Source organism: Nocardioides eburneiflavus, from assembly GCF_004785795.1.
In the GTDB taxonomy this organism is placed as follows: domain Bacteria; phylum Actinomycetota; class Actinomycetes; order Propionibacteriales; family Nocardioidaceae; genus Nocardioides; species Nocardioides eburneiflavus.
The window spans coordinates 1,208,618-1,230,812 of sequence record NZ_SRRO01000001.1; the positions used below are offsets into that span (position 1 = coordinate 1,208,618).

Annotated in this window: 21 protein-coding genes; 10 read left to right on the forward strand and 11 right to left on the reverse strand. The window is 73.2% G+C overall.

The window, feature by feature from the left end:
• The first annotated feature begins 1 nt into the window (after window position 1).
• From EXE59_RS05680 to EXE59_RS05695, 4 genes are read left to right on the forward strand one after another with little or no spacing between them, the layout of a single operon-like run.
• Window positions 2–1,744 (forward strand): WXG100 family type VII secretion target, encoded by a 1,743-nt coding sequence (locus EXE59_RS05680; RefSeq protein WP_135838033.1) that lies wholly within the window; start codon window positions 2–4, stop codon window positions 1,742–1,744.
• Entirely contained in the window at window positions 1,744–2,142 is a 399-nt protein-coding gene (locus EXE59_RS05685; RefSeq protein WP_135838034.1) for a hypothetical protein, read from the forward strand. Before EXE59_RS05680 ends, EXE59_RS05685 begins: the two co-directional genes overlap by 1 nt.
• Window positions 2,135–2,974, forward strand: coding sequence for a hypothetical protein (locus EXE59_RS05690; protein WP_135838035.1), 840 nt, complete (start codon window positions 2,135–2,137; stop codon window positions 2,972–2,974). The genes EXE59_RS05685 and EXE59_RS05690 overlap by 8 nt, the downstream gene beginning before the upstream one ends.
• Window positions 2,971–4,293 (forward strand): ADP-ribosylglycohydrolase family protein, encoded by a 1,323-nt coding sequence (locus EXE59_RS05695; protein ID WP_246056541.1) that lies wholly within the window; start codon window positions 2,971–2,973, stop codon window positions 4,291–4,293. Before EXE59_RS05690 ends, EXE59_RS05695 begins: the two co-directional genes overlap by 4 nt.
• Before the next feature lie 4 nt (window positions 4,294–4,297).
• On the opposite strand, the gene EXE59_RS05700 is transcribed toward EXE59_RS05695, so the two are convergent.
• Window positions 4,298–6,856 carry an amidohydrolase family protein gene (locus EXE59_RS05700; protein WP_135838036.1) on the reverse strand — a complete coding sequence of 853 codons (2,559 nt, stop codon included), beginning with the start codon at window positions 6,854–6,856 and terminating at the stop codon, window positions 4,298–4,300.
• A gap of 194 nt (window positions 6,857–7,050) precedes the next feature.
• Between EXE59_RS05700 and EXE59_RS05705 the strand changes: the two genes are divergently transcribed.
• Window positions 7,051–7,572, forward strand: coding sequence for a class F sortase (locus EXE59_RS05705; protein WP_135838037.1), 522 nt, complete (start codon window positions 7,051–7,053; stop codon window positions 7,570–7,572).
• Here EXE59_RS05705 and EXE59_RS05710 read toward each other — a convergent pair.
• The 3 genes from EXE59_RS05710 to EXE59_RS05720 all read right to left on the reverse strand — a co-directional run bounded on the left by EXE59_RS05710 (window position 7,544) and on the right by EXE59_RS05720 (window position 9,462).
• Complete coding sequence (locus EXE59_RS05710) at window positions 7,544–8,311, reverse strand: IclR family transcriptional regulator (protein ID WP_135838038.1); 768 nt, start codon at window positions 8,309–8,311, stop codon at window positions 7,544–7,546. The genes EXE59_RS05705 and EXE59_RS05710 overlap by 29 nt on opposite strands.
• 13 nt (window positions 8,312–8,324) lie before the next feature.
• Window positions 8,325–8,927, reverse strand: a complete 603-nt coding sequence (locus tag EXE59_RS05715; protein ID WP_135838039.1) for a hypothetical protein — start codon at window positions 8,925–8,927, stop codon at window positions 8,325–8,327.
• A gap of 91 nt (window positions 8,928–9,018) precedes the next feature.
• Window positions 9,019–9,462 carry a hypothetical protein gene (locus tag EXE59_RS05720; protein WP_135838040.1) on the reverse strand — a complete coding sequence of 148 codons (444 nt, stop codon included), beginning with the start codon at window positions 9,460–9,462 and terminating at the stop codon, window positions 9,019–9,021.
• Window positions 9,463–9,650: 188 nt separating this feature from the next.
• Here EXE59_RS05720 and hutH point away from each other — a divergent pair, with 188 nt between their 5' ends.
• From hutH to EXE59_RS05735, 3 genes are all read left to right on the forward strand, one after another.
• Complete coding sequence (gene hutH / locus EXE59_RS05725; RefSeq protein ID WP_210428896.1) at window positions 9,651–11,198, forward strand: histidine ammonia-lyase; 1,548 nt, start codon at window positions 9,651–9,653, stop codon at window positions 11,196–11,198.
• On the forward strand, window positions 11,195–12,889 hold the full coding sequence (hutU, locus tag EXE59_RS05730; protein WP_135838042.1) for a urocanate hydratase: 1,695 nt from the start codon (window positions 11,195–11,197) through the stop codon (window positions 12,887–12,889). The genes hutH and hutU overlap by 4 nt, the downstream gene beginning before the upstream one ends.
• A gap of 230 nt (window positions 12,890–13,119) precedes the next feature.
• Complete coding sequence (locus EXE59_RS05735; RefSeq protein ID WP_135838043.1) at window positions 13,120–14,148, forward strand: M48 family metallopeptidase; 1,029 nt, start codon at window positions 13,120–13,122, stop codon at window positions 14,146–14,148.
• A 76-nt stretch (window positions 14,149–14,224) separates the two neighbouring features.
• On the opposite strand, the gene EXE59_RS23660 is transcribed toward EXE59_RS05735, so the two are convergent.
• From EXE59_RS23660 to EXE59_RS05760, 6 genes are all read right to left on the reverse strand, one after another.
• Window positions 14,225–14,368 (reverse strand): hypothetical protein, encoded by a 144-nt coding sequence (locus EXE59_RS23660; protein WP_165355940.1) that lies wholly within the window; start codon window positions 14,366–14,368, stop codon window positions 14,225–14,227.
• A gap of 150 nt (window positions 14,369–14,518) precedes the next feature.
• Window positions 14,519–15,388 (reverse strand): HpcH/HpaI aldolase/citrate lyase family protein, encoded by an 870-nt coding sequence (locus EXE59_RS05740; RefSeq protein ID WP_135838044.1) that lies wholly within the window; start codon window positions 15,386–15,388, stop codon window positions 14,519–14,521.
• Window positions 15,381–16,466, reverse strand: a complete 1,086-nt coding sequence (locus EXE59_RS05745; RefSeq protein ID WP_135838045.1) for an HpcH/HpaI aldolase/citrate lyase family protein — start codon at window positions 16,464–16,466, stop codon at window positions 15,381–15,383. The genes EXE59_RS05740 and EXE59_RS05745 overlap by 8 nt, the downstream gene beginning before the upstream one ends.
• Before the next feature lie 82 nt (window positions 16,467–16,548).
• On the reverse strand, window positions 16,549–17,655 hold the full coding sequence (locus EXE59_RS05750) for a class I SAM-dependent methyltransferase (protein ID WP_135838046.1): 1,107 nt from the start codon (window positions 17,653–17,655) through the stop codon (window positions 16,549–16,551).
• Between the two features lie 106 nt (window positions 17,656–17,761).
• Window positions 17,762–19,369 carry a helix-turn-helix transcriptional regulator gene (locus tag EXE59_RS05755; protein WP_135838047.1) on the reverse strand — a complete coding sequence of 536 codons (1,608 nt, stop codon included), beginning with the start codon at window positions 19,367–19,369 and terminating at the stop codon, window positions 17,762–17,764.
• 42 nt (window positions 19,370–19,411) lie between these two features.
• Entirely contained in the window at window positions 19,412–19,993 is a 582-nt protein-coding gene (locus EXE59_RS05760) for a DnaJ family domain-containing protein (protein ID WP_246056544.1), read from the reverse strand.
• A gap of 106 nt (window positions 19,994–20,099) precedes the next feature.
• On the opposite strand from EXE59_RS05760, the gene EXE59_RS05765 reads away from it, so the two are divergent.
• Together EXE59_RS05765 and EXE59_RS05770 are read left to right on the forward strand one after the other, a co-directional pair.
• Entirely contained in the window at window positions 20,100–20,876 is a 777-nt protein-coding gene (locus tag EXE59_RS05765) for a DUF427 domain-containing protein (RefSeq protein WP_135838048.1), read from the forward strand.
• Window positions 20,877–20,993: 117 nt separating this feature from the next.
• Window positions 20,994–21,245 carry a PspC domain-containing protein gene (locus EXE59_RS05770; protein WP_135838049.1) on the forward strand — a complete coding sequence of 84 codons (252 nt, stop codon included), beginning with the start codon at window positions 20,994–20,996 and terminating at the stop codon, window positions 21,243–21,245.
• Window positions 21,246–21,248: 3 nt separating this feature from the next.
• Here the strand turns inward: EXE59_RS05770 and EXE59_RS05775 are convergent, their stop codons facing one another.
• On the reverse strand, window positions 21,249–22,187 hold the full coding sequence (locus tag EXE59_RS05775) for a hypothetical protein (RefSeq protein ID WP_135838050.1): 939 nt from the start codon (window positions 22,185–22,187) through the stop codon (window positions 21,249–21,251).
• Window positions 22,188–22,195 lie beyond the last annotated feature (8 nt).

Below are 22,195 nucleotides of genomic sequence, written 5' to 3' on the forward strand. Positions count from 1 at the left end.
CGTGCCTGACTTCGAGATCGAGGGAAACCCCGGCAACATCCGCGCCAAGGCCGTGACGATGGAGCAGAAGGGCCAGCTCTTCTACGACACCGGCGACGCGCTCGCGAAGATCGACGTGTCGGGCTGGACCGGTCGTGCGGCCGACGAGTTCCGCGAGGCGCACGACCTCGAGCCCGACCGGTGGACCAGGGCCGGCAACGGGTTCAGGAAGGCCGCCTCCGGCCTGACCACGTACGCCGGCGCTCTCGAGGACGCGCAGCGGCGCGCGGCGGAGGCGAAGGCCGAGTACGAGCGCGGCCAGCGCGAGTCGGAGAGCGCGCGTACGCAGTACGACTCCTACCTCGGTCGCATGCGCGCCTACTGGAGCAGCGGGGGCACCGACCAGGCCGAACCCTTCGTCGACTGGGGCGACCCGATCCAGCAGGAGGCGCTGCGGGCGATGCAGTCCGCCCGGGCCGACCTCGACAACGCCGCCGCGGTGTGTGCGGGCGAGGTGCGGGCGGGCTGCGCCGACGCGCCGGAGGAGCCCAACTGGCTCGAGTCGGGGCTGAAGTTCGTCGGTGGCATCTTCGAGGGCGCTGGCGAGGCCGTGTGGGACCTGCTGACGATGGTGCCGTTCAGCCCGGTCAACCTGGTCATCGACTCCTACAAGCTCGCGACGGGCGACATCACCCCTGAGGAGCTGGCGAAGAAGTACGAGCTGTCGGTCGAGAACGGCTGGGCGATGGCCCAGGGCATCTACACCGGGCTGACGACCGACCCGGTCGGCTTCGGCAAGGAGCTCGGCAAGTCGCTGCTCGACTGGGACACGTGGGCCGACGACCCCGCCCGCGCGATCGGCCACCTGGTGCCCGACGCGATCGCGGCCGTGGCGACCGGCGGCGCCGGCGCCCTCGCGACGCGCGGCGGCAAGTTCGCGATGGACGGGCTCGACGCCCTGTCCGACATGGGCCGGCTGCGGCACCTCGACGACCTCGACAACCTCGGCGACCTGCGCCACCTCGACGACCTGGGCAACAGTCGCGTCTACTCGATGATGGACGACGTCCCGCACCGCACGGCCTTCTCGCCCGACCAGCTCGGCGGCTCCCGGGTCGACGACGTCCTCTCCCGGCACGACATCTCCCGCAGCGAGCTCAACGACCTGATCAACAAGCCCGCCGCCGACCTCACGCCCGACGAGCGCGACGTCCTCAACGCCGTGCGCGACGACTTCCCCGCCCCCGACGTCGACACGGTGATGCAGAAGGTCATCGACCAGCCCTACTTCGACGAGAAGACCGGCGAGCTGCGGTGGGGTGGCGCCGACAACTACATCCTCGACCAGTACGCCCCCAACGAGGTGCGGGGTGCGGTGACCGTCGCCGACGACACCTCGCACCTCGGCACGCCGCGCTCGATCAACGAGGACCTGCGCCTCGACTACGACGGCACCCACCACTCCACCGGCGACGCCTCGACCCACGTGATCCGGTTCCAGACCGACAACCCCAACTTCGACATCCCGCGCAACAGCGACATGACCGGCTCGCCCACCCGGTTCGACGGGTGGACCGACCCGTTCACCGGCAACGGCTTCACGAAGTCGGGCGATGACATCATTCCCGAGTACGTCACCGACGGCCCGACCGTGATCCGCGAGGGAGCAGAGATGTGGGAAGTCACCGACACCGGCACGCAGCGCCTCGTCGCCGTCCTGCGCACGGTCGACGGTGAGCCCTCGTGGATCCCGCAGGGCAACTGATGGCGCTGCCGGAGCACGGGACCTTCGCGGTCCGGGACGGGGTGACCTACGAGGTCGCCTCCACGGCCGCGGACACAGTGACGTTGCGCGTGCCCGGCGATCCCGGCCCCCTGGCCGACGAGCTCGAGGGTGGGATCCGGCGTGACGGTGACCGTTGGGCCCGGGTCCGCAAGTCGAGCCTGGAGCGCTACTTCTCCCGCCACGTGACGGTCGCCTGGCAGGGCGAGCAGCTCGGCCTGGGCCGCGTCGTCGGCGACACCGCGGAGATCCACGGCAGCTCGCCGGCGGTGGCTGACAGGCTGGGGCTCGAGGGCGACCAGTACAACGGGTTCCGCGCGACCGTGCCGGTCGAGGAGCTGAGCGTCGTCGACGTACGCGAGGAGGAGATCGATGTCTGAGGCCGCCCCGCAGCGCCCGGTGCTGCAGAAGCTGCTGACCCACGGCCTGGGGACCGCGATCGTGGACGAGGGCTACGACCACGTCGGCGGGGTGGTCGTGCTCGCGAGCGACGCCGCCGCGCTGCGCACGCCCGACCTGCTGCTCAGGGCCTACGGCTTCGAGGGCGGCCAGGAGTTCGTCGACGTGGTGCGCTTCGAGCTGCCGCCGCTCGCGTCGCTGACCAACCCCGCCGCACCCGACGCCGGCCGGCGTCCGCTCTACCCGACCGGGTTCCTCCGTGGCGACGAGGTCGTCCCCGTGTGGGAGCTGAGCCGCACGCGCTACTCCTTCGGCGCGGAGTACTGGCGAATCCGCGCCGACGGCGAGCAACGGGTCCTCTCGGCCTACCAGGGCGCCGCGCGTGGGTGGCGCGGAGCGAAGGGCTGGCGTCCGTGGACCCCGCTCGTCGGTCCGCGTGCGCGGTGGCGCGGGTCGGAGCTCGCGGCCGACGTCGTCGGCGACAGCGTGCTGCTCAGCATGCGGGGCGACACCGGTCCCGAGGGCTGGGAGCAGGTCCGTCCGCAGACGTGGGTGGCGGCCGTCCCGGCGTCCGAGTGCGAGCTCTTCGAGGTGGTGCTCACCGCGACCTGGCAGGGCGTACCGGTCCGGGTCCTCTCCTCGGGGCCCGCCGGCACTCGCGTGCTCCTGCTCATCGACGACCCGGAGCGGGCCGAGGCCCTCGGCGCCGACACGGTCGAGCCGGGCGTCTTCGAGGCGACCGTCTCGCCGGCCGACCTCGCGGAGACGCACGGCGTCACCAACGAGCTCGCCCCCAGCGACCCGCGACCGTGACGGGCGCGCGGTTCCACGAGGTGGACGGCCGTCGCGACCGCATCGACGGGGCACTCCTCGGGTGCGCGTGCGGTGACGCGCTCGGAGTGCCGTACGAGCTCGACTCGGCGCCGCTCGGACCGGGCGAGCAGCCGCGGATGATCGGCGGCGGGCTCGGCCCGTACGCACCTGGCGAGTGGAGCGACGACACCCAGATGGCCGTGGTGGTCGCGGAGGTCGCGGCGGAGCAGGGGCTCCGGACGGTCCCCGCTCTCGACGCCGTGGTCGAGGGCTGGATCGGCTGGCTCGACAGCGGCGCGTCCGACGTCGGCTCCCAGACGCGGCAGGTGCTGAGCAGGGTGGCGGCAGAGGGATCGACTCGCCGCTGGAGCTCCGCGGCCTCGGTGTCGTCGGCACTCCACCGGCGCACCGGACGTACGGCCGGCAACGGCTCGCTGATGCGGACGGCGCCGGTCGCCCTCGCCTTCCTCGACGACCCCGCGATGCTCACGCTCGCCGCCGGATGGCTTTCGGAGGCCACGCACCACGACCCGCTGGCGGGCGACGCGTGCGTGCTGTGGTGCCACGCGATCCGACGCGCGGTGCTGGACGGGGCTATGCCCGACCTCGCGGAGCTCGTCGCCGAGCTGCCCGTCGCGCGGAGGGAACGGTGGAGCGCGTGGATCGCCGACGCCGGGCGCCGTCCGCCGTGCGACTTCGTGCCCAACGGCTACGTCGTCACGGCGCTCCAGGCCGCCTGGTCGGCGATCCGCCACCCACTCGGTGACGGTCCGCCGCTCGTCGCGTCGCTGAACGCCGCCGTGCACGCCGGTGACGACACCGACACGGTCGCGGCGATCGCCGGATCCCTGCTCGGCGCCGCCCACGGAGCATCGGCCCTGCCGGCGGAATGGCTCGAGGTGGTGCACGGGTGGCCGGGTCTGCGGGCCGACGACCTGCGCGACCTCGCCCGCCGGGTGGCACTTCGCGGAGCCGACGACGCCGCCACGCACCGGGTGCCGGACGAGCTCGTGGAGGTCGCCGGGCACCTCGTGCGCCGCGGGCTGGGCGAGGGGCACGAGTTCTACGTGAGGGGACGCCCGGTGCCGCACGGCCTCTCGAGCGAGTACGTCGGCCTGGAGCAGCACGACGACGGCTCCTACCGGGTCTGGTACTCCGGCGACCGTGGCACGCCCCGCACCTACGTGCAGACCACTGACTGGCCGGTCGCGCGCGAGCGGTTCGTCGCCGAGGCGATCTCCCTGGCGCGAGCCCGGAACCGGAGGATCACGATCCACGACGACCCGGAGGACGGGCGTCGTTGGTGGCAGCGCGGCTGACGCGTCACCCCCGTCGTACGCCCGTCACCGTGCCCGTGCGCGACAGCTCGACGGTCATCAGGACCCGCTTCCTGCCCGGCTCCTCGGCACAGTAGGTGAACTCGCGACCCAGCCGCTGCCACGGCTGACCCACGCGCCTCATCAGCGCTCGGGCCCGCAGGCCGGGCTCGGCGGCGCGGGTGAACGCGCGTACCGACCTCCGCAGCCCCGGGTTGCGGCACGAGTCCGGCGCCAGGCCCCAGGCGCGCTCCCACGTCTGGAGGTACGCCTCGGCGCCGCGGGCCAGGTCGGCGCCCAGCGCGGCCCCGTCGGGACCCGCCACGTGCTGGGCGTCCTCGACCCAGTCGGCGTACAGGCCGTAGTGGGCGACGCCGTCGGTGTTGATGTCGAAGACCCGCTCGCCGCTGCGCTGTCGGTCGACCGTCACCCCGCCGAGACCGGTGAAGGGGTACGTCACCGGGGCGGGCGCGTCGGCGCCGCGCGGGTCGCCCTGGGCGCCGAAGCCGTTCATGTCCGAGCCGAACCCGAAGCCGAAGTAGTAGCGCCGGTCGGTCCAGCCGAGGTGCTGGCGCCACTTCTCGACGAAGCCGGTCGAGTCGCCGGCATAGGGGGCGACGAACCCGCCGAGCCGGTAGATCCGCGGGTAGGCGTCCGGGGTCGACCACGAGTGCGAGGAGACCACGCCGACCGGTCGGCCGGCGGCCTGCTGCCGCTCGAGGTAGTCCAGTGCTGCGGTGCGGCCGGCGACGCTCATGTGATCCGGATCGACGAGGATCCTCTGGTCGATCATCGCCGAGAGCAGCTTCTCGCCGAGCGGGCTCAGGCCGAGCTGGTTGCAGTGCGGGCCGGCGGGGTAGAGCGGTGCCGGCTGCACCCCCACGTCGCCGAACAGCTTCCAGATCGCCCCGAAGATCGCGTCCTGCTCGGGGGTCGAGGGCTGTCCGCCGGTCAGGTCGCCGAGGTTGGGCGACTGGAGCCGGTCCTCCGCCCCGGGCGCGTTGGTGGACGGGCAGGTCCGCATCCGCAGGAACGAGCCGGTGCTGAGGAAGTTGGCGCCGTTGGTCAGCGTGCCCGTGGTGCCGGCGTCGCCGGCGACGCCGGTGAAGGCGTTGTCGAACTTGTTGGTGAGCTCCATCTGGCTCACGCCGAGACGTCGCATCTCGGCGAGCTCGGCGAGCATCTGCTCCTCGGTGCAGGTGGGCCTCCCGAGCTGGACGTTGCAGCCGAGGGGGACCGACGTCTCCATCCCCATGACGACGGCGAGCTTGCCCTGGTTGATCACGCGGCGCGCCTCGAAGGGGTCGGTGACGATGCGGTACCACCCGCGGCCGGGACCGCCGTGCTGCGCGTCGATGTAGTCCTGCATCTCACGCATCCGCTGCGCCTGGAGCCGTACGGCGTCGCGGTCGTCGCAGGAGTTCTTCTTGAGCGGGTAGACCGTGCACAGGACGTGGTTCTCGGTGAGCAGGCTCGTGTGGATCCGCAGGCCCGCTCGCCACGAGCGCTCGAGCCACTTGTAGTAGACCTGCTGGTGGGTCAGGGAGTGCGGGTTGGGCCAGTAGGAGAACGTCGGCCACCCGACCGGGTCGTGCCCGGTGCCGGGCGCCCTCTCCGCGAGCGCGTCCTCGAGCAGCGCGCCGCGACCGTCGGCGACCCGGTGGTCGGGGCAGTCGACGAGGGCCGCCGGCGCGCCGTACCGGTGGAAGGGCGGGCTGCAGATCACCCGCCCGCCGAGGAACTCGTGGGTCTGGCCGTGGACGTGGGGGTCGACCCAGCCGCGGACCTCCTGATGGCTCGTGACGCCACCGAACGGCCGGCCCCGGACGTTGGTCGCGACCTCCGGGAAGGGGGTGCACCCGGTCGTGCGGCGCAGCGCGAAGGCCTGTGGCGTGCCGGTGCCGAAGCCCGTGCCGGTGCGCCGGAGCGAGCGCCCGTCGGCGAGGGTGAAGGTGAACCGCCCGCGGCCGGTCCGGCGTGCCGTCCAGTCCGCGAGCGGCGACGGGTTGCTCGCCCAGGTCGCGCCGTCGGCGCCGGACGCGGCGAGGAACGTGCGGTCGGGCGCGTGGAGGAGGTAGGTCCCGAGGCCCGTCGCCCGGAAGGTCAGCGACTGCCCGCCGAGGCGGTAGCAGCCGCCCGCCATGGCGTACACGCTCTCGGGGACCGTACGGCGCTTGCTGCGCAGCGGGACCCGGGTGAGCCGTGGCTCGCGCTGCGTGCGCTGGGCCCTGACTCGCGCCAGGCTGGCCGCCCGCAGGCGCGGGGTGGTGCGGTCGGGGTGGGCCGCCGCCTCGCCGCTGCGGCTCAGAGCGTTCTTGGTCGTGGGGTCGTGGGCGTGGCCGTGCCCGTCGAGCGCGGCGGTCGCGGCGATACCGGCCTGGTGGACGTGGGGCTCGCGCTCCGCGGTCGCCGCCGCACGCGCGCGGGCCTGGGCGTCGTACGTCGTGGGCAGGCTGGCCGACCCGCCGCCGGTCGGCGCGGCGGTCAGGACCGCGCCCGCCACCAGCCCGCCCGCGGCCAGGAGGGAGGTCACGATGCGGTGCAGGGGGCGTGGCGTCGGCGTCACTGCAGGCTCCTTCTCGTCCGAGGGTGAACGAGAGTCACCCATGGCGGGTCACGTGGCAACCGTCAGGGAGCGCACTGCTCTGGTCGAAGGCTTCTCCCACGTTGGTCGAAGATCGACGACAGGACGCGCGCTCGGGCGTAGCCTCCCGGCACGGGCGTGGGGCCCGTGCGTGGGTGCGGATCGAGGGGTGTGGGATGCGCAGGTTGGTCGTGGTCGTCCTGGCGATCGCCGCCGTGCTGGTCGCTGCGCCTGCGGGCGCCCGCCCGGTGGTGTCCACCGAGCGCGAGGCCGCCCTCGGCCGGCTCTCGATCCCCGCGATCGGGGTCGACGCCGGGATCATCCCCGTCGGTGTGACCAGGGCCGGGCACCTCGCCATCGGCCGCAGCGTCCGCGACGTCTACCGCTGGCGGCACGGGGTGCTCCCCGGCCAGCAGGGCAGCGCCGTCCTCGCCGGGCACACCTGGTCGAAGGGGCCCGGGGTGTTCGACAGGCTCGGCGCCCTGCGCCCGGGCAACCGGGTCGTGGTGGGGAAGAACCGCTTCAGGGTGACCCGGGTGCGCAAGGTGACCGGGATGTCCCGCAAGGCCGTGGCCGGCCTCTTCAGCGACCGCGGCAAGCCCCGGCTGGTGCTCATCACCTGCGGCGACCGCAACGACCTGACCGGCGTCTACCGCACCCGCATCATCGTCAACGCGAAGCTCGTGCCCACCCGCTGACCCGGCTGGTCAACCGCGCGGCCGTGGCGGTCACGGCCGCGGCGGCGCGCGGGTCGTCGGCCCCGGTGCCGCCCGGGAAGGTGACCGCGACACCGGCCACCGGGTGCCCGTTGTGGTCGAGCACCGCCGCGGCGACGCTGCACAGCCCCGGCGTGACCTCGCCGTCCTCGGTCGCGTGCCCGCGTTGGCGCGTGGCCGACAGGACCGTACGCAGCGCGCTGAGCGACGCAGGCCCCTTGCCGTGGCGGTCGACGAAGGCCGAACGGTCGGGATAGAGCGCGCGGACCTGGCTGGCCGGCAGCGCCGCGAGGATGGCCCGGCCGGACGCGGTGAGGTGGGCGGGGAGGCGTACGCCCACGTCGGTGACCAGCGGTGGGCGCCCCGGCGCGCGCTCCTCCACGACGTAGAGCACGTCGCGACCGTGCAGGACCGCGAGGTGAGCGCCGTGGCCGGTGCGGTCGACCAGCTCCGCGAGCGGCCGTCGCGCCAGCCGGGCGAGCGGCTCCTGGCGGGTGAAGCCGCTGCCGACCTCGAAGGCCGCCACGCCGAGGCCGTAGCGGTGCTCCTCGGGCAGGTGCACGACGAAGCCCTCGTCGATCATCGTGTTGAGCAGGTGGTACGCCGTGCTGCGCGGCAGCTCGCACGCCCTCACGATGCGGTCGAGCGGCACCGGGTCGGCCTGGGTGGCGAGGAACCGCAGCACCCGCAGGGTGCGGGTCGCCGCCGGGACCTGGCTCACCGGGGTCTGCGGCTCAGGACTTGTCGGAGTCCTTGGAGAACCAGCCACCGCCGCCGTCGGTGCGCTCGATCGGCTTGCCCGGCATCTCCTGCGCGCCCGGGGTCCGGCGAGGGAGCGAGGGGCCCTGACCGGCGGGGGTCTCGGCGGGGGTCTCGGCCGGAGTCTCGGCCGGGGTCTCGGTCGCGGTCTCGGTCGCGGTCTCGGCCGCGGCAGCCGGCTCCGGCTCGACCTCCGACGGCGGGGTGGGCTGCTGGTCGGCGGTGCCGGCGACCTGCGGCTCGTAGTCGTCGGACTTGTGGTCCACGCGCGGGTCGATCCGGTCGGCGTCGCGCACCTGCGCCTCGTGCTCGGCCTCCACCTGGGCGGCCTCGACCTGGGCGGCCCGGGCCTCGGCCTCCGCGCGCTCCGCGGCGGCGCGCGCCTCCGCCGCCTGCGCCTCTGCCTCCGCGGCGCGGTCCTGCGCGTCGGGCAGGGTGCTCCGGGCCTGGTCGGCTGCCTGGGCGCGGACGGCCTCGGCCTGGGCGATCTCGGACTCGCGCTTCTTGCGCTGGGCCAGGAACGCGGCACCGCCGAGCACGACGACGGCGATGACGATGATGATGATGAGCGTGGTCACGGAGTTCCTCTTTCACGGGACGGTGACGCCAGTCTTCCAGCACTGGCCGTCCTGTCCAGCGACCACGCTGACACGCCGCGATCGATGGCGATCAGCTGCGGTGCGTGCCTCCGGACCCCTCCGTGCGCCGCGGGTCGTCGGCATCGAGGACCGTGTCGGGGTCGCGGGTGGTCGCCTCGGAGGACGTCCCCGGCGAGTAGTCGCCGGAGGAGGTGTCGACCCGCGGGTCGACCTCGTCGGCGGTCCGCAGCCGGTCCTCGTGCACGGCCTGCTGCTGGGTGACCGCGACCTGGGCCTCACGTGCTCGCTCCTGGGCCCGCTCGGCCTCCAGTCGCGCCCGCTCGGCCTCGGCCTCGGCCTCCTTGGCGCGCACGTCGGTCTCGGGGATCTCGGCGGCGTGCTCGTGCGCCTCGTGGCGCAGCCGCTCGGCCTGCTCGTGCTGCTTCTTCTTGCGCTGCTGGGTGATGAGCCACGCGGCGAGCGCCACCACCACCAGGACGACGACTAGGACGATGATCCACGTGGTCGTGGTCATGGCCAACCTCCTGCTCCGGCGACCCCGGACGAGTCGCATCGCCCTCACCGTGGCACAGCGATCGGCCGCCGCGGCTCCCCCGGAGGGGTCACGCGTCGTGGTCAGCCGTTTCTCGTGTCTGGGATTCGAGACGGGAGCGTGTCTCCAGTGGTGGAGCGAGGGGCCCGCGGAGGAGTTGGATGGGAGTCATGCAGAGCATCCAGGCCATCGAGGTGGGCGTCGGCCCCGTCTCGTTCGACGACCTCGTCCGCGTCGCCCGCGAGGGCGCCCCGGTCGCACTCACCCCGGAGGCGCAGGCCGCGATCGACCACGCCCGCGAGGTGGTCGAGGCGCTGGCCGCGGCCGAGACCCCCACCTACGGCGTCAGCACCGGCTTCGGCGCCCTCGCCACCCGGCACATCCCGACCGAGATGCGTGCCCAGCTCCAGCGCTCCCTCGTACGCTCGCACGCCGCCGGCTCGGGCCCCGAGGTCGAGCGCGAGGTGGTCCGCGCGCTGATGCTGCTGCGGCTCTCGACGCTGGCGACGGGGCGCACCGGCATACGCCGCGAGACCGCGCAGCTCATGGCCGACCTGCTCTCCCACGGCATCACCCCGGTCGTGCACGAGTACGGCTCGCTCGGCTGCTCGGGCGACCTGGCGCCGCTGTCGCACTGCGCGCTGGCGCTGATGGGCGAGGGCGACGTGCGCGACGCCTCCGGCCGGCTTGTGCCCGCGGCCGAGGCGCTAGCCGCCGCCGGCCTCGAGCCGGTCGAGCTCGTCGCCAAGGAGGGACTCGCCCTCATCAACGGCACCGACGGGATGCTCGGCATGCTCGTCATGGCGATCGCCGACCTGCGGATGCTGCTGCGCACGGCCGACGTCGCCGCCGCGATGAGCGTCGAGGCCCAGCTCGGCACAGACCGGGTCTTCGCCCCCGAGCTCCAGGCCATCCGCCCGCACCCAGGCCAGGCGCTGTCCGCGGCCAACCTCACCGCGCTGATGGCCGACTCCGCGATCGTGGCGTCCCACCGCACCGGCGACTGCAACCGCGTCCAGGACGCCTACTCGCTGCGCTGCTCGCCGCAGGTGCACGGCGCCGCCCGCGACACCGTCGAGCACGCCGCGATCGTCGCCGGGCGCGAGCTCGCCAGCGCCATCGACAACCCGGTCGTGCTCGGCGACACCGTCGAGTCCAACGGCAACTTCCACGGGGCGCCCGTCGCGTACGTCCTCGACTTCCTCGCGATCGTCGCGGCCGACGTGGCCTCGATCAGCGAGCGGCGCACCGACCGGTTCCTCGACAGGGCGCGCAACCACGGGCTGCCGCCGTTCCTGGCCGACGACCCGGGCGTCGACAGCGGCCACATGATCGCCCAGTACACCCAGGCCGCGATCGTGTCCGAGCTCAAGCGGCTCGCGGTCCCGGCGTCGGTCGACTCGATCCCCTCCAGTGCCATGCAGGAGGACCACGTGTCGATGGGCTGGAGCGCCGCGCGCAAGCTCCGTCGGTCGGTCGACGGGCTGTCCCGCGTGGTCGCCGTCGAGGTGCTCACCGCGGCCCGCGCGCTCGACCTGCGGGCTCCCCTCGCCCCGTCGCCGGCCACCGGAGCGGTGGTCGGCCTGCTCCGCAGCAACGGCGTCGCGGGCCCCGGGCCCGACCGCCACCTCTCGCCTGAGATCGACGCCGCCGTCGGCCTCGTCCAGTCCGGCGCGGTCCTCGCCGCCGCCGAGTCCGTGATCGGAGAACTGCAGTGAACGAACGCCTGCCCATCCACGCCGCCACCGGCACCGAGCTGACCGCGAAGTCGTGGCAGACCGAGGCCCCCCTGCGGATGCTGATGAACAACCTCGACCCCGACAACGCCGAGAACCCGGCGGAGCTCGTGGTCTACGGCGGCACCGGCAAGGCGGCGCGCAGCTGGGAGGCGTACGACGCCATCGTCCGCACCCTGCGCGACCTCGAGGACGACGAGACGCTGCTCGTGCAGTCCGGCAAGCCGGTCGGCGTGATGCGCACCCACGCGTGGGCGCCGCGCGTGCTGATCGCCAACTCCAACCTCGTCGGAGACTGGGCCGACTGGGAGGAGTTCCGCCGGCTCGAGGACCTCGGGCTGACGATGTACGGCCAGATGACGGCCGGGTCGTGGATCTACATCGGCACGCAGGGGATCCTCCAGGGCACCTTCGAGACGTTCGCCGCCATCGCCGACAAGAAGTTCGGCGGGACCCTCGCAGGCACCATCACCGTCACCGCCGGCCTCGGCGGCATGGGCGGGGCCCAGCCGCTCGCGGTGACGATGAACGACGGCGTCGCGATCTGCGTCGAGTGCGACCAGCACCGCATCGACCGGCGCCTCGAGACCCGCTACCTCGACGTCCAGGCCCGCGACCTCGACCACGCCGTCGAGCTCGCACTCGAGGCGCGCGACGAGGGCCGTGGCCTGTCGATCGGCCTGCTCGGCAACGCCGCCGAGGTCCTGCCCGAGCTGCTCGAGCGGCACCTCGCCCGGGCCGAGCAGGGGGAAGGCCCGCTGGTCGACATCGTCACCGACCAGACGTCCGCGCACGACCCGCTCTTCTACCTGCCGGCCGGGACCGCGTACGACGACTGGGAGCGCGAGCGCACCGAGGACCCCCGCGGCTTCACCAAGCGCGCCCAGGAGTCCATGGCCACGCACGTGCGGGCGATGGTGGAGTTCCAGGACGCCGGCGCCGAGGTCTTCGACTACGGCAACTCGATCCGCGACGAGGCCCGCAAGGGCGGCTACGACCGGGCGTTCGAGTTCCCCGGCTTCGTCCCGGCCTACATCCGGCCGCTCTTCTGCGAGGGCAAGGGCCCGTTCCGCTGGGCCGCGCTGTCCGGCGACCCGGCCGACATCGCGGCCACCGACCGCGCGATCAAGGAGCTCTTCCCGGCGGACGAGAAGCCGGAGTACGCCCGCCTGCACAAGTGGCTCGACATGGCGGCCGAGCGGGTGCAGTTCCAGGGCCTGCCGGCGCGCATCTGCTGGCTTGGCTACGGCGACCGCCACCGCGCGGGGCTGAAGTTCAACGAGATGGTCGCCAGCGGCGAGCTGAAGGCGCCGATCGTGATCGGTCGCGACCACCTCGACTGCGGCTCGGTCGCCTCGCCGTACCGCGAGACCGAGGCCATGCTCGACGGCTCGGACGCCATCGCGGACTGGGCCATCCTCAACGCGCTGGTCAACACCGCGTCCGGCGCCACCTGGGTCTCCTTCCACCACGGTGGCGGCGTCGGCATCGGTCGCTCGCTGCACGCCGGCCAGGTCACGGTCGCCGACGGCACCGCGCTGGCGGCGGAGAAGATCCAGCGGGTGCTCACCAACGACCCGGGCATGGGCGTCATCCGCCACGTCGACGCGGGCTACGACCGCGCGGTCGAGGTGGCGGACGAGCGCGGCGTACGGATCCCCATGCGCGACTGAGGCACCCCGTTGGGGAACGAACAGCACGTGCCACGGCTCGATCGAGGTGCAGGTGGTTCCCCAGCAGCCGGTACGCCCGCCACGCCGTACGCCTGAGTGCGACACGCCGTGGCGGGTGGCGAACAGCGGGTGGTTGCGGCCCCCACGCGAGCGGCTTTGACGGCCCCGCCGTCCCGAGGCAAGACCTCCGAACCGCTGACTTTCGCGCCGCCGTGCGCGAGGATCCCTCCATGGCATCGGGGGAGAAGAAGCCGGCGCGCTCGCGCGTCGTGCTCACGGACATCAGCTCGCGCGCGTGGGAGCACCCCGCCGACAAGGGCGCACTGGTCGCGCTGCGCAAGCTCAAGGGCTTCGACGTGCTGCTCAAGACCATGTCGGGGGTGTTCCGGGAGCGGGCCTGGCGGCTCACGCTGCTCGGCTCGGCCGTACGGGTCGACGAGCGGCAGTTCGCCCGGCTGCACCGGCTGCTGGCCGAGGTCGGTCGCAGCCTCGACGCGACCGACCTGCCGGAGATGTACGTCCAGGCCGACCCGACGCTGGGTGCGATGACGATCGGCATGGACAAGCCGATCATCGTGCTGTCCTCGGGCCTGGTGCACCACCTCGACGACGACGAGCTGCGTTTCGTCATCGGCCACGAGCTGGGCCACGCGATCAGTGGTCATGCGATCTACCGCACGCTGCTGATGCGCCTGTTGGGCCTCGGCGGCCTGCTGAACGCGATCCCGGGCGGCGCCATCGGCATCCGGATGGTCACCGTCGGACTGCTCGAGTGGTCGCGCAAGGCCGAGCTGTCGGCCGACCGCGCCGGCCTGCTCGCCAGCCAGGACCCGACGGCGGCGCTGCGCACGCACATGAAGATCGCCAGCGGCGGCACGCTCGAGGAGCTCGACGTCACCTCGTTCCTCCAGCAGGGGGCGGAGTACGACGAGGGCGGCGACGTGCGTGAGTCGCTGATCAAGCTGTCGCTGCTCCAGCAGCAGAGCCACCCCTTCGCGGTCGTGCGCGCCACCGAGCTCCGCCGCTGGATCGACACCGGCGCCTACACGACGATCCTCGGCGGCGACTACCCGCGCCGCTCCGACGACGACACCGCCTCGGTCAGCGAGGCCGCCCAGGAGGCGGCTGCGAGCTATGCCCTCGCCTTCGAGCGGACCCAGGACACCCTGGGTCGCCTGGTCCACGACCTCGCCGGCTGGATGGGCAGCGCCAGCACCTGGATCAACGACCGGTTCCGCCGCGGCAACGAGAGCGACTGAGGCTCCCGGTCGGTCCCTGACGCAGTCGGGCCCCGGACACCTGCGGTGTCCGAGGCCCGACGAAGGCGACGTGCTGCTACCAGACCCGGCGGCTGGAGCCCCCGATCGGCACGAAGTTCAGGACCAGGCCGACGACGATCAGGATGATGCCGATGGTGGTCAGGATGCTCTGGGGCAGCAGGAGCCCGAGGATGAGCAGGATCAGTCCGAGGACAATCATGGGGTTTGCCTCCTTGGTCATGCGGCCCGCCCACGGTGGGTGGCCGCCGGATCACTCTGCCGCTCCTCCGACCCTTTGAAAAGTCGGGTTCGCCCCTCCGGGTGAGGGTGTGTCCACCGTTGCCGCCGGTCCGGAGCCGTGGCGACCGGGTCAGTCGGTGCCGAGGGCCAGGATCGACTCATGGATCGCCAGCGTGCGGCGGGCCGACTCGACGTGGAGGTTCTCCACCATCCTGCCGTTGTGGGTCACGACCCCGGCGCCCTTGCCGTCCTCCCACGCGGCGATGAGCCCGCGCGCGTCCTCGACCGCCTGCTCGCTCGGGGCGAAGGCGGCGTTGGCGCCCTCGACCTGCCCGGGGTGGATGAGGGTCTTGCCGTCGAAGCCCATCTGGCGGCCCTGCTCGCACTCGGCGAGGAAGCCGTCGGTGTCCTTGACGTCGTTGTAGACGCCGTCGACCACCGCGATGCCGGCGGCGCGGCCGGCGAGCAGCGCGGTGTGCAGGCTCGGGAGGATCGGGCCGCGACCCGGCACGTGCTCGGCGTACAGCTCCTTGACGAGGTCGTTGGTGCCGAGCACGAAGGCGCCGAGGCGCTGCGAGGCGCGCGCGATCTCGAGCGCGGACAGGATCGCGACGGGCGTCTCGACCATCGCCCACAGCATCGTGTGGTCCGGTGCGCCGGCCTTCTCCATGGCCGCCACGAGCTGGGCGACCTCGTCGGCGCTGTCGACCTTGGGCACCACGATCGCGGCCGGGCCCGCCTGGCTGGCGGCGACGACGTCGTCGTCGTGCCACTCGGTGCCGATGCCGTTGACGCGGATGGTGACCGTACGCCGGCCGTACTCGCCGCTGGCGGCCGCGGCGGCTGCCGCCTCACGGGCGGCGGGCTTGGCGTCGGGGGCGACGGCGTCCTCGAGGTCGAGGATCAGGCCGTCGCACGCGATCGACTTCGCCTTCTCCAGCGCCCGCTCGTTGGAGCTGGGCATGTAGAGGACGGAGCGGAGGGGGGTGAACTCAGACATCGGCAACCTCGATCCGGTCGTACTGCTCCTTGAGCTCGGGGTCGATGGCGGCGAGCGCGTCGGCGAGGGCCACCATCACCCGGCACTGCTTCACCGAGGCGTCGTCCTCCATCTTGCCGTCGATCATCACCGCGCCCGTGCCGTCGCCCATCGCGGCGATGACCCGGCGGGCGTGCGCGACGTCCTCGACGCTGGGGGAGAAGACCTTGTTGGCGATCGTGATTTGGACCGGGTGCAGGCTCCAGGCGCCGACGCAGCCGAGCAGGAACGCGTTGCGGAACTGGTCCTCGCACGCGACGGTGTCCTTGATGTCCCCGAACGGACCGTAGTAGGGGTAGATGCCGTGCATCGCGCACGCGTCGACCATCCGGGCGATCGTGTAGTGCCACAGGTCCTGCTGGTAGGTCGTGCGCTGCGCGTCGTACTGCGGCACGCCGAGGTCGTCGCGCGCCGGGTCCTGCCGGACGAGGTAGCCGGGGTGGCCGCCGCCGACGCGGGTGGTCTTCATCCGGCGGTCGGCGGCGAGGTCGGCCGGGCCGAGGGAGAGGCCCTGCATGCGCGGGCTGGCCGCGCAGATCTCCTCGATGTTGGCCACGCCGCGCGCGGTCTCGAGGATCGCGTGGACCTGCAGCGGCTTCGTCAGCCCTGCCCTGGCCTCGAGCTGGGCGAGCAGCCGGTCGACGTAGTGGATGTCCTCGGCGCCCTGCACCTTCGGCACCATGATCACGTCGAGCTTGTCGCCGATCTCCGGGACGAGCGTGGTGAGGTCGTCGAGCACCCACGGGCTGTCGAGGGAGTTGATCCGGGTCCAGAACTGGGTCGGACCGAAGTCAGTGCTCTTCCCGATGTCGACCAGGCCCTGGCGCGACTTCTCCTTGTTCTCCGCCTTGACCGCGTCCTCGAGGTTGCCGAGCAGCACGTCGACGGTGCCGACCATGTCGGGGACCTTGGCGGCCATCTTCTCGTTGCCCGGGTCGAAGAAGTGGATGGCGCGGCTCGGGCGGGCCGGGATCTCGCGCAGCGGCGCGGGAGCGCCGACGGCGAGGGGCGCGAAGAAGTCCTTGGCAGGTCGAGTCATGGTGCGCAAACTACCGCCGCGTAGGCGGGGTGGGTATGACGCATGTCTCTCGACGGCGGTGCCGTGCTCCGGGCGTCACCGCTCACGGGCGAGCGACGAAGTAGGCGTTGAACGGATCGGCCTCCAGGTCGTGGACCACCACCTCGGAGAACCCTGCCTCGCGGACCATCCGCTCGGCCGTCTGCACCCCCCACGCCGTGCCCAGGCCGTCCCCGCCCTGCCCGAGCGAGACCGACATGCAGTGCACGGTCGACACGGCGTACAGGAACGAGGCCCACGGGAGGTCGAGGTTGTCCTCGAGGTTGCTGGAGGCCTTGATGTCGACCATCAGGTAGCACCCGTCCGGGCGCAGGGCACGGCGGATGTTCGCCAGGACCGTGGCAGGGTGCGCCTGGTCGTGGATCGCGTCGAAGGTGGTGACGAGGTCGTACGCCGCGACCTCCTCCCATCGCGCGACGTCGAGCACCTCGAAGCGCACGTTGGCCAGCCCCCACGCAGCGGCCTCGGCGCGCGCTGTGTCGAGGGCCTCGCTGCTGAAGTCGTAGCCGACGAAGGCGCTGGCCGGGTACGCCCGCGCGAGGAGGTTGATCGCGTGCCCCTCGCCGCACCCGATGTCGGCGACGACGATGCCCTCCTCGAGCCGGTCGACCACGCCGGTGAGCGGGATGATCGTGTCGAGCAGCGACGCGTCGTTGACGGCCGCGCTGTCGGCGGCCTGCAGGTGGTGGAAGCCGGGGTAGTCGTCGTAGGAGAGTCCGCCGCCGCGACGGAACACCTCGACCACCTTGGGCTGCACGAGTCCCATGAGGGAGGTGAAGCGCATCGTCCGCGCCAGGTTGTCGGCCCCGTTGCCGGTGAGGAACGGCGCGTGGTCGGGATCGAGGTGGTACGTGCGCTCGGCCGGGGCGTACCGCACGAACCCTGCGGTCACCATGCCGGCGAGCCACTCGCGCACGTAGCGCTCGTCGAGCCCGGCCGCGTCGGCGACCTGGACGCTCGTGGCCGGAGGGAGAGCGGCCAGGGTGTCGAACAGCCCCAGCTCGTGGCCGAGGCTGGCGAGCCCGCAGATCGCCCCGTCGTTGAGGATCCGGACGACCCGGCCCGCCACCTCGTCGGGGTCGGGCGCGTGGGCGGCCTCGGAGGTCTCGGTGCCGGTGCTGCCGGCGGGTGCGGCGTCGAGGGTGGTCATGGCGTCCTCCTGGGGTGGGTGGTGTGCTCCCGACGCTAGGAGCGCCGCGGCGGCCGGCGCGTCGGGCAGACACCCCATCCGCGGCGCAGGGCGTGGGGCGTACGCCTCAGGCCACGCCGTTGTCGCGCGCCCACGCCGCGGCGGCGGTGCGCGTGCCGACCCCGACCTTGGTGAAGATGTTGGCGAGGTGGCGGCCGACCGTCTTCTCGCTGATCACCAGCGCGACGGCGACCTCCCGGTTGGTCGCGCCGGCCGCGACGGCTCTCAGCACCTCCAGCTCCCGCTCCGTCAGCCCGCACGGGCGGTGCGCGCCCCCGGAGAGGCGTACGACGTCGGGCACGGCACCGAGCTGGCGGTGGATCGCGAGCGCGGTCGCGGCCGCGGCGTCCGCCCGGTCCGGCCGACCTGCCGCACGGTGGGCGCGCGCGAGTGCCTCGTGCACGGTCGCCGTCGCGTGGCGGTGGCGCTGCTGCCGGTGGACCGCGGCCGCCTGCTCGAGCAGGACCACCGCGTCCGCCGGACGGTCCTCGGCGACCAGGATCGCGGCGCGCGCCTGCGCCGCCCGCGCGAGGAGGCCGGGCGTGGAGAACCACTCCGCGGTCTCCTCCAGCTCGGCCGCCAGCGTGCGGGCGTACGCCGGCTCGCCCTCGGCCAGGGACAGGTCGACCGCGGCGGGCAGCATCCGGGCGCGACCGAGCCGGGTCGCGTCAGCCAGGCCGACGCGCAGCTCGTCGAGGGCCTCGCCGGGGCTGCCGCCGGCAGCCGTCAGCAGCGCAGCGCCGGGGAGCGCGTCGTGGTTGAGCGCGCGAGCGAGGCCGTACGCCTCCCGGGCGCCCGCCGCGTCGCCGCGCAGCCGGCGCACCTCGCCCAGCGTGTAGTAGCCCTCGCCGGCGAGCCAGCCGTGCGCACCGACCAGGTCGGCGCTCCGCGCACCTAGCTCGGCCTCCACCGTCTCCCACGCACCCTCGGCGACCAGCAGCTGGAGCTCGTGGATGCGGGCCACGTGGGCGTACATGAAGCTGCGGCCCTGCGGCTCCGCCCACCGGGTCATCCCCTCGGTCCACGCGCGCATCCGGGCTAGGTCGCCGAGCTCGTCGCACAGGTGGATGACCGTGCAGTAGAGGTCTCCCGACCAGAGCGCGTCGACCTGGCCGGCGACCACGGGGAGCATCGCCTGGTCGAGGTCGGCGAAGCCCTCGCGCGTGTGCCCGCGGCGCACGGCCGCCAGCCCGCGGATGACCAGCGCGAAGCTGCGGAGGGTCGGGTCGTCGTGCTCTCGCGCCAGCACGTCGATCTGGCGCGCGGCCTCGTCCGCGTCCTCGGGCGAGCCGGTCAGGTCCAGGTCGGCGGCCGCGTCGACGTAGAGGAGGTAGCCGTGCAGCACGCCGCGGGGGAGGTCGGCGACGACCCGGCGCGCGCGGGCCAGCCATGCCATCCCCACCGACACGTCGCCGCGGACCATCCACTGCAGCGCCAGTCGCAGCGCCCGGTCCGCCGCCCGGTGGGTCTCACCCTCCGCGATCAGACGCGTGTACGCCCGCTCGGATACCGCCATCGACTCGGGTGAGTCACCGAGCCACCAGGCAGCCTCCGCCAACAGCCCGAGGTCGCTGGTCGAGAGCTCGTCGCGGGCGCCCGCGAGGCCCGCGTGGACCGCGCGCCAGTCGCGCCGCCCTCGCGCGAGCCGCACGGGGGAGACCGCGTCGGAGGTCATCCTCCGAGTGTCGTCCCGGTGGCCGAGCCAGGCAATCGCCGGTCAGGACCGGTCCCGGCGGGTGCGTCGGCGCCGCCACCACGTCAGCTCGCGAGGGGACGCCTCCGCCGCCGCCGCGCGTGACGCACGCTGGGCCTCGATCCGCGCCGTACGTCGCTGCGTCCACGCGGCCACCTCGGCGTCGACGTCGCGCACCGCCGTGACCACCGGAGGGCCGCCCTGCAGCTGCCGGCGGGTCTCCACCACCCTCCGGTTGAAGTCCTCGAGCTCGCGGCGCACCTCCCGCTCGACGGTGATCGCGTCGAGCCGGGCCTCCAGCTCGGCGTCCTCCTTGCGCAGCCCCAGCGCCGGCGGGAGGAGGGCGATGTTCTCGCGCTCGACGAGCTTCTTCACCCACCAGTCGGGGTCGTGCTCGACGCCGAGGTCCTCGATCGGCTTGCCCTGGCCGGGCAGGTCGTCGAAGTCCCCGCGCTCCATCGCCTGCCGGACCTGCAGGTCGACCCACATGGCCTGCTGCGCGATCCGGGCTGCCGCTGCGGATCGGCCGGTGCGGTCCTCCCGTTCGCGCTCGCGGCGTACGGGCTCGGCGCCGGGACGGTCGGCTGTGGGGTCGCGGTCGGACACGAGAGATCACCTCCGGTGCACCAAGCCTAGGACGCCGGCGGTCGTCGCCGCGGGTCACCGCGTCAGACCTGTGGCCGGGGCACGGGAGTCGGAGCACACTGGACGGGTGCTGCGGACCGAGACCATCGACAAGTGGGTGCGGGGACGCCTCGGCGACCGACTGGTCGTCGAGTCGCGCGAACCCCTCCTGGTGTGGCAGGGCCACTTCCCGCCCGTCTACGCCTTCCGTCGCGACGAGGTCGCGGACGGCGCCCTGGATCCCGCTCCGGCGCCGGCACGCGACGGCTTCTCGTTCTTCGGCCCGCAGCTCCCGGTGGCGCAGTGGTACGACCTCCGGGTGGGCGACCGGGTGCTGCGGGCCGGCGCGTGGACCCTCGACGCAGAGCCGGTGCAGGACCGGGTCGTGCTGACCTGGGAGCCGGGGCGGCTCGACTGGACCGAGGAGGACGAGCCGGTCACCGGGCATCCCCGCGACCCGCACAAGCGGGTGGAGGTGCTGTCGAGCAGCCGTCACGTGGAGATCGCCGTCGACGGCGTGACGCTCGCGAGCAGCGACCGCCCGGTGCTGCTGTTCGAGACGGACCTGCCGACGCGCTACTACCTGCCCGTCGAGGACGTCCGCCTCGACCTGCTCGAGCCGACCGACAACACCTCCGTGTGTCCCTACAAGGGGCGCGCCGACTCCTACTGGACGTGGCCGGGTCCGCCCGGCCTGCCCAACGTCGCCTGGTCCTACTCGTCGCCCGCGCCTGCGGTCGGAGCCGTCGCCGGACGCATCGCCTTCTACAACGAGCTCGTGGACGTGTCGGTCGACGGCGTCGCGCAGGAGCGGCCAGCGTCTCCCTTCAGCGCACCCGCCCAGCGCCCCGGCGCCGGCGCCTGACGCGCCCCCCGGGGCACACCTCGGGGTGGGGCAGGGGGAGATCCCGATGGCGCGGTGGCCGCCGGCGAGGCACGCTGGAGTGCAACGACCACCACCGCATCCTCCGGAGGACCCCCCATGGACACCGTCCGCGCCACCTTCGCCCGTCACGGGTTCGTACGCTCCGCGGGCCGGGGCATCCTGGGCGGCGTCTGCGCAGGGGTGGGGCGTCGCTTCGGCCTCGGGCCGTGGGTCTCCCGGCTGCTCTTCGTGGTGCTGCTGATGGTGCTGCCCGGCAGCCAGTTCCTCGTCTACCCGCTGCTGTGGTTCCTGATGCCGAGCGACGACAGCGTCATCGCCGCCTCGCACGCGCCGCGTCCAATGCGCTGACGCCTACTGGTAGGACACGAAGCGGACGTCGGGCAGGGCACGGCGCACCTGCTTGGGACGCATCCGCGGGACGTCCTCGTCGTAGAAGACCTTGAAGCCCATGGTGAACTTCCGCGGCACGGCGACGTTGCGGTAGGTCGCGAGCTTGTCGGCCGGGCTGCCGAAGCCGTCGACGTGCTGCACCATCGCCAGCCCGTCGCGCCGACGGACCTTGCGGATGTCGGGGACCATCCCGGGCGTGAACTGGTGGATGACGAACAGCTTCTGCGGCAGGCCGTTGTCCCGGGTCAGCCGCGACAGCCAGCCGGCCGTGCGGTTGATCTCGCGCGCGGAGACCGACCCGATCGTCTGCCCGGGGAACTCTCCCGGCCCGACCCGCCACTCGGGGTCGAGCGCCAAGCCGACCCACGGGTCCTCCAGCGCCCACTGCCACCGCTTGGCGGTCGAGAGGAAGTCGGTGCGGCCGGGCTGGAGGTCGAGCAGCAGCAGGACGCCGTTGCGGCGCGCGGCGTCGATGTAGGACTGGACGCGGCTGTGCAGGACGTCGTGGGCATGGTCGCCGTCGGCGCCGGGGGCGTCTGCGCCGTCGGCGACGGTGACGATCAGCTCGTAGACCGGGAGGAGCCGTTCGCCGCGCTGGAGGAACGGCGTGCCGGCACGCACGATCCGGCTGAACGCGCGATCGGGGTCGGTCTCCCCGAGGACACCCAGGGAGCTGGTGCCAGCGGTGCCGTAGTAGGCGGTGAGGAAGCGCTTCTTGCCGAAGACGGTCTTCCCGCCCCCGGGCAGCCGGGAGGGCGTGCGCCCCGCCGCCCGGGCGTCCGTCGCCACCTCGGCGGTGGGCGTACGGTCCGCGGCGAGCGCCGGCGGACCGGAGAGGAGCGGAAGGGTGAGCAGTGCCGTCGTGAGCGCAGCCAGGCGCGCTCGATTCCCCCGAGTCATGGGCAAGA

Excerpts from the sequence above, each read along its gene's own strand:
- EXE59_RS05770 (WP_135838049.1), top strand. The coding sequence starts at position 20,994 with ATGGACACCGTCCGCGCCACCTTCGCCCGTCACGGGTTCGTACGCTCC.
- EXE59_RS05690 (WP_135838035.1), top strand. The coding sequence starts at position 2,135 with ATGTCTGAGGCCGCCCCGCAGCGCCCGGTGCTGCAGAAGCTGCTGACC.
- EXE59_RS05745 (WP_135838045.1), bottom strand. The coding sequence starts at position 16,466 with ATGACTCGACCTGCCAAGGACTTCTTCGCGCCCCTCGCCGTCGGCGCT.
- EXE59_RS05775 (WP_135838050.1), bottom strand. The coding sequence starts at position 22,187 with ATGACTCGGGGGAATCGAGCGCGCCTGGCTGCGCTCACGACGGCACTG.
- EXE59_RS05750 (WP_135838046.1), bottom strand. The coding sequence starts at position 17,655 with ATGACCACCCTCGACGCCGCACCCGCCGGCAGCACCGGCACCGAGACC.
- hutH (WP_210428896.1), top strand. The coding sequence starts at position 9,651 with ATGCAGAGCATCCAGGCCATCGAGGTGGGCGTCGGCCCCGTCTCGTTC.
- EXE59_RS05735 (WP_135838043.1), top strand. The coding sequence starts at position 13,120 with ATGGCATCGGGGGAGAAGAAGCCGGCGCGCTCGCGCGTCGTGCTCACG.
- EXE59_RS23660 (WP_165355940.1), bottom strand. The coding sequence starts at position 14,368 with ATGATTGTCCTCGGACTGATCCTGCTCATCCTCGGGCTCCTGCTGCCC.
- EXE59_RS05755 (WP_135838047.1), bottom strand. The coding sequence starts at position 19,369 with ATGACCTCCGACGCGGTCTCCCCCGTGCGGCTCGCGCGAGGGCGGCGC.
- EXE59_RS05705 (WP_135838037.1), top strand. The coding sequence starts at position 7,051 with ATGCGCAGGTTGGTCGTGGTCGTCCTGGCGATCGCCGCCGTGCTGGTC.
- EXE59_RS05740 (WP_135838044.1), bottom strand. The coding sequence starts at position 15,388 with ATGTCTGAGTTCACCCCCCTCCGCTCCGTCCTCTACATGCCCAGCTCC.
- EXE59_RS05685 (WP_135838034.1), top strand. The coding sequence starts at position 1,744 with ATGGCGCTGCCGGAGCACGGGACCTTCGCGGTCCGGGACGGGGTGACC.
- EXE59_RS05720 (WP_135838040.1), bottom strand. The coding sequence starts at position 9,462 with ATGACCACGACCACGTGGATCATCGTCCTAGTCGTCGTCCTGGTGGTG.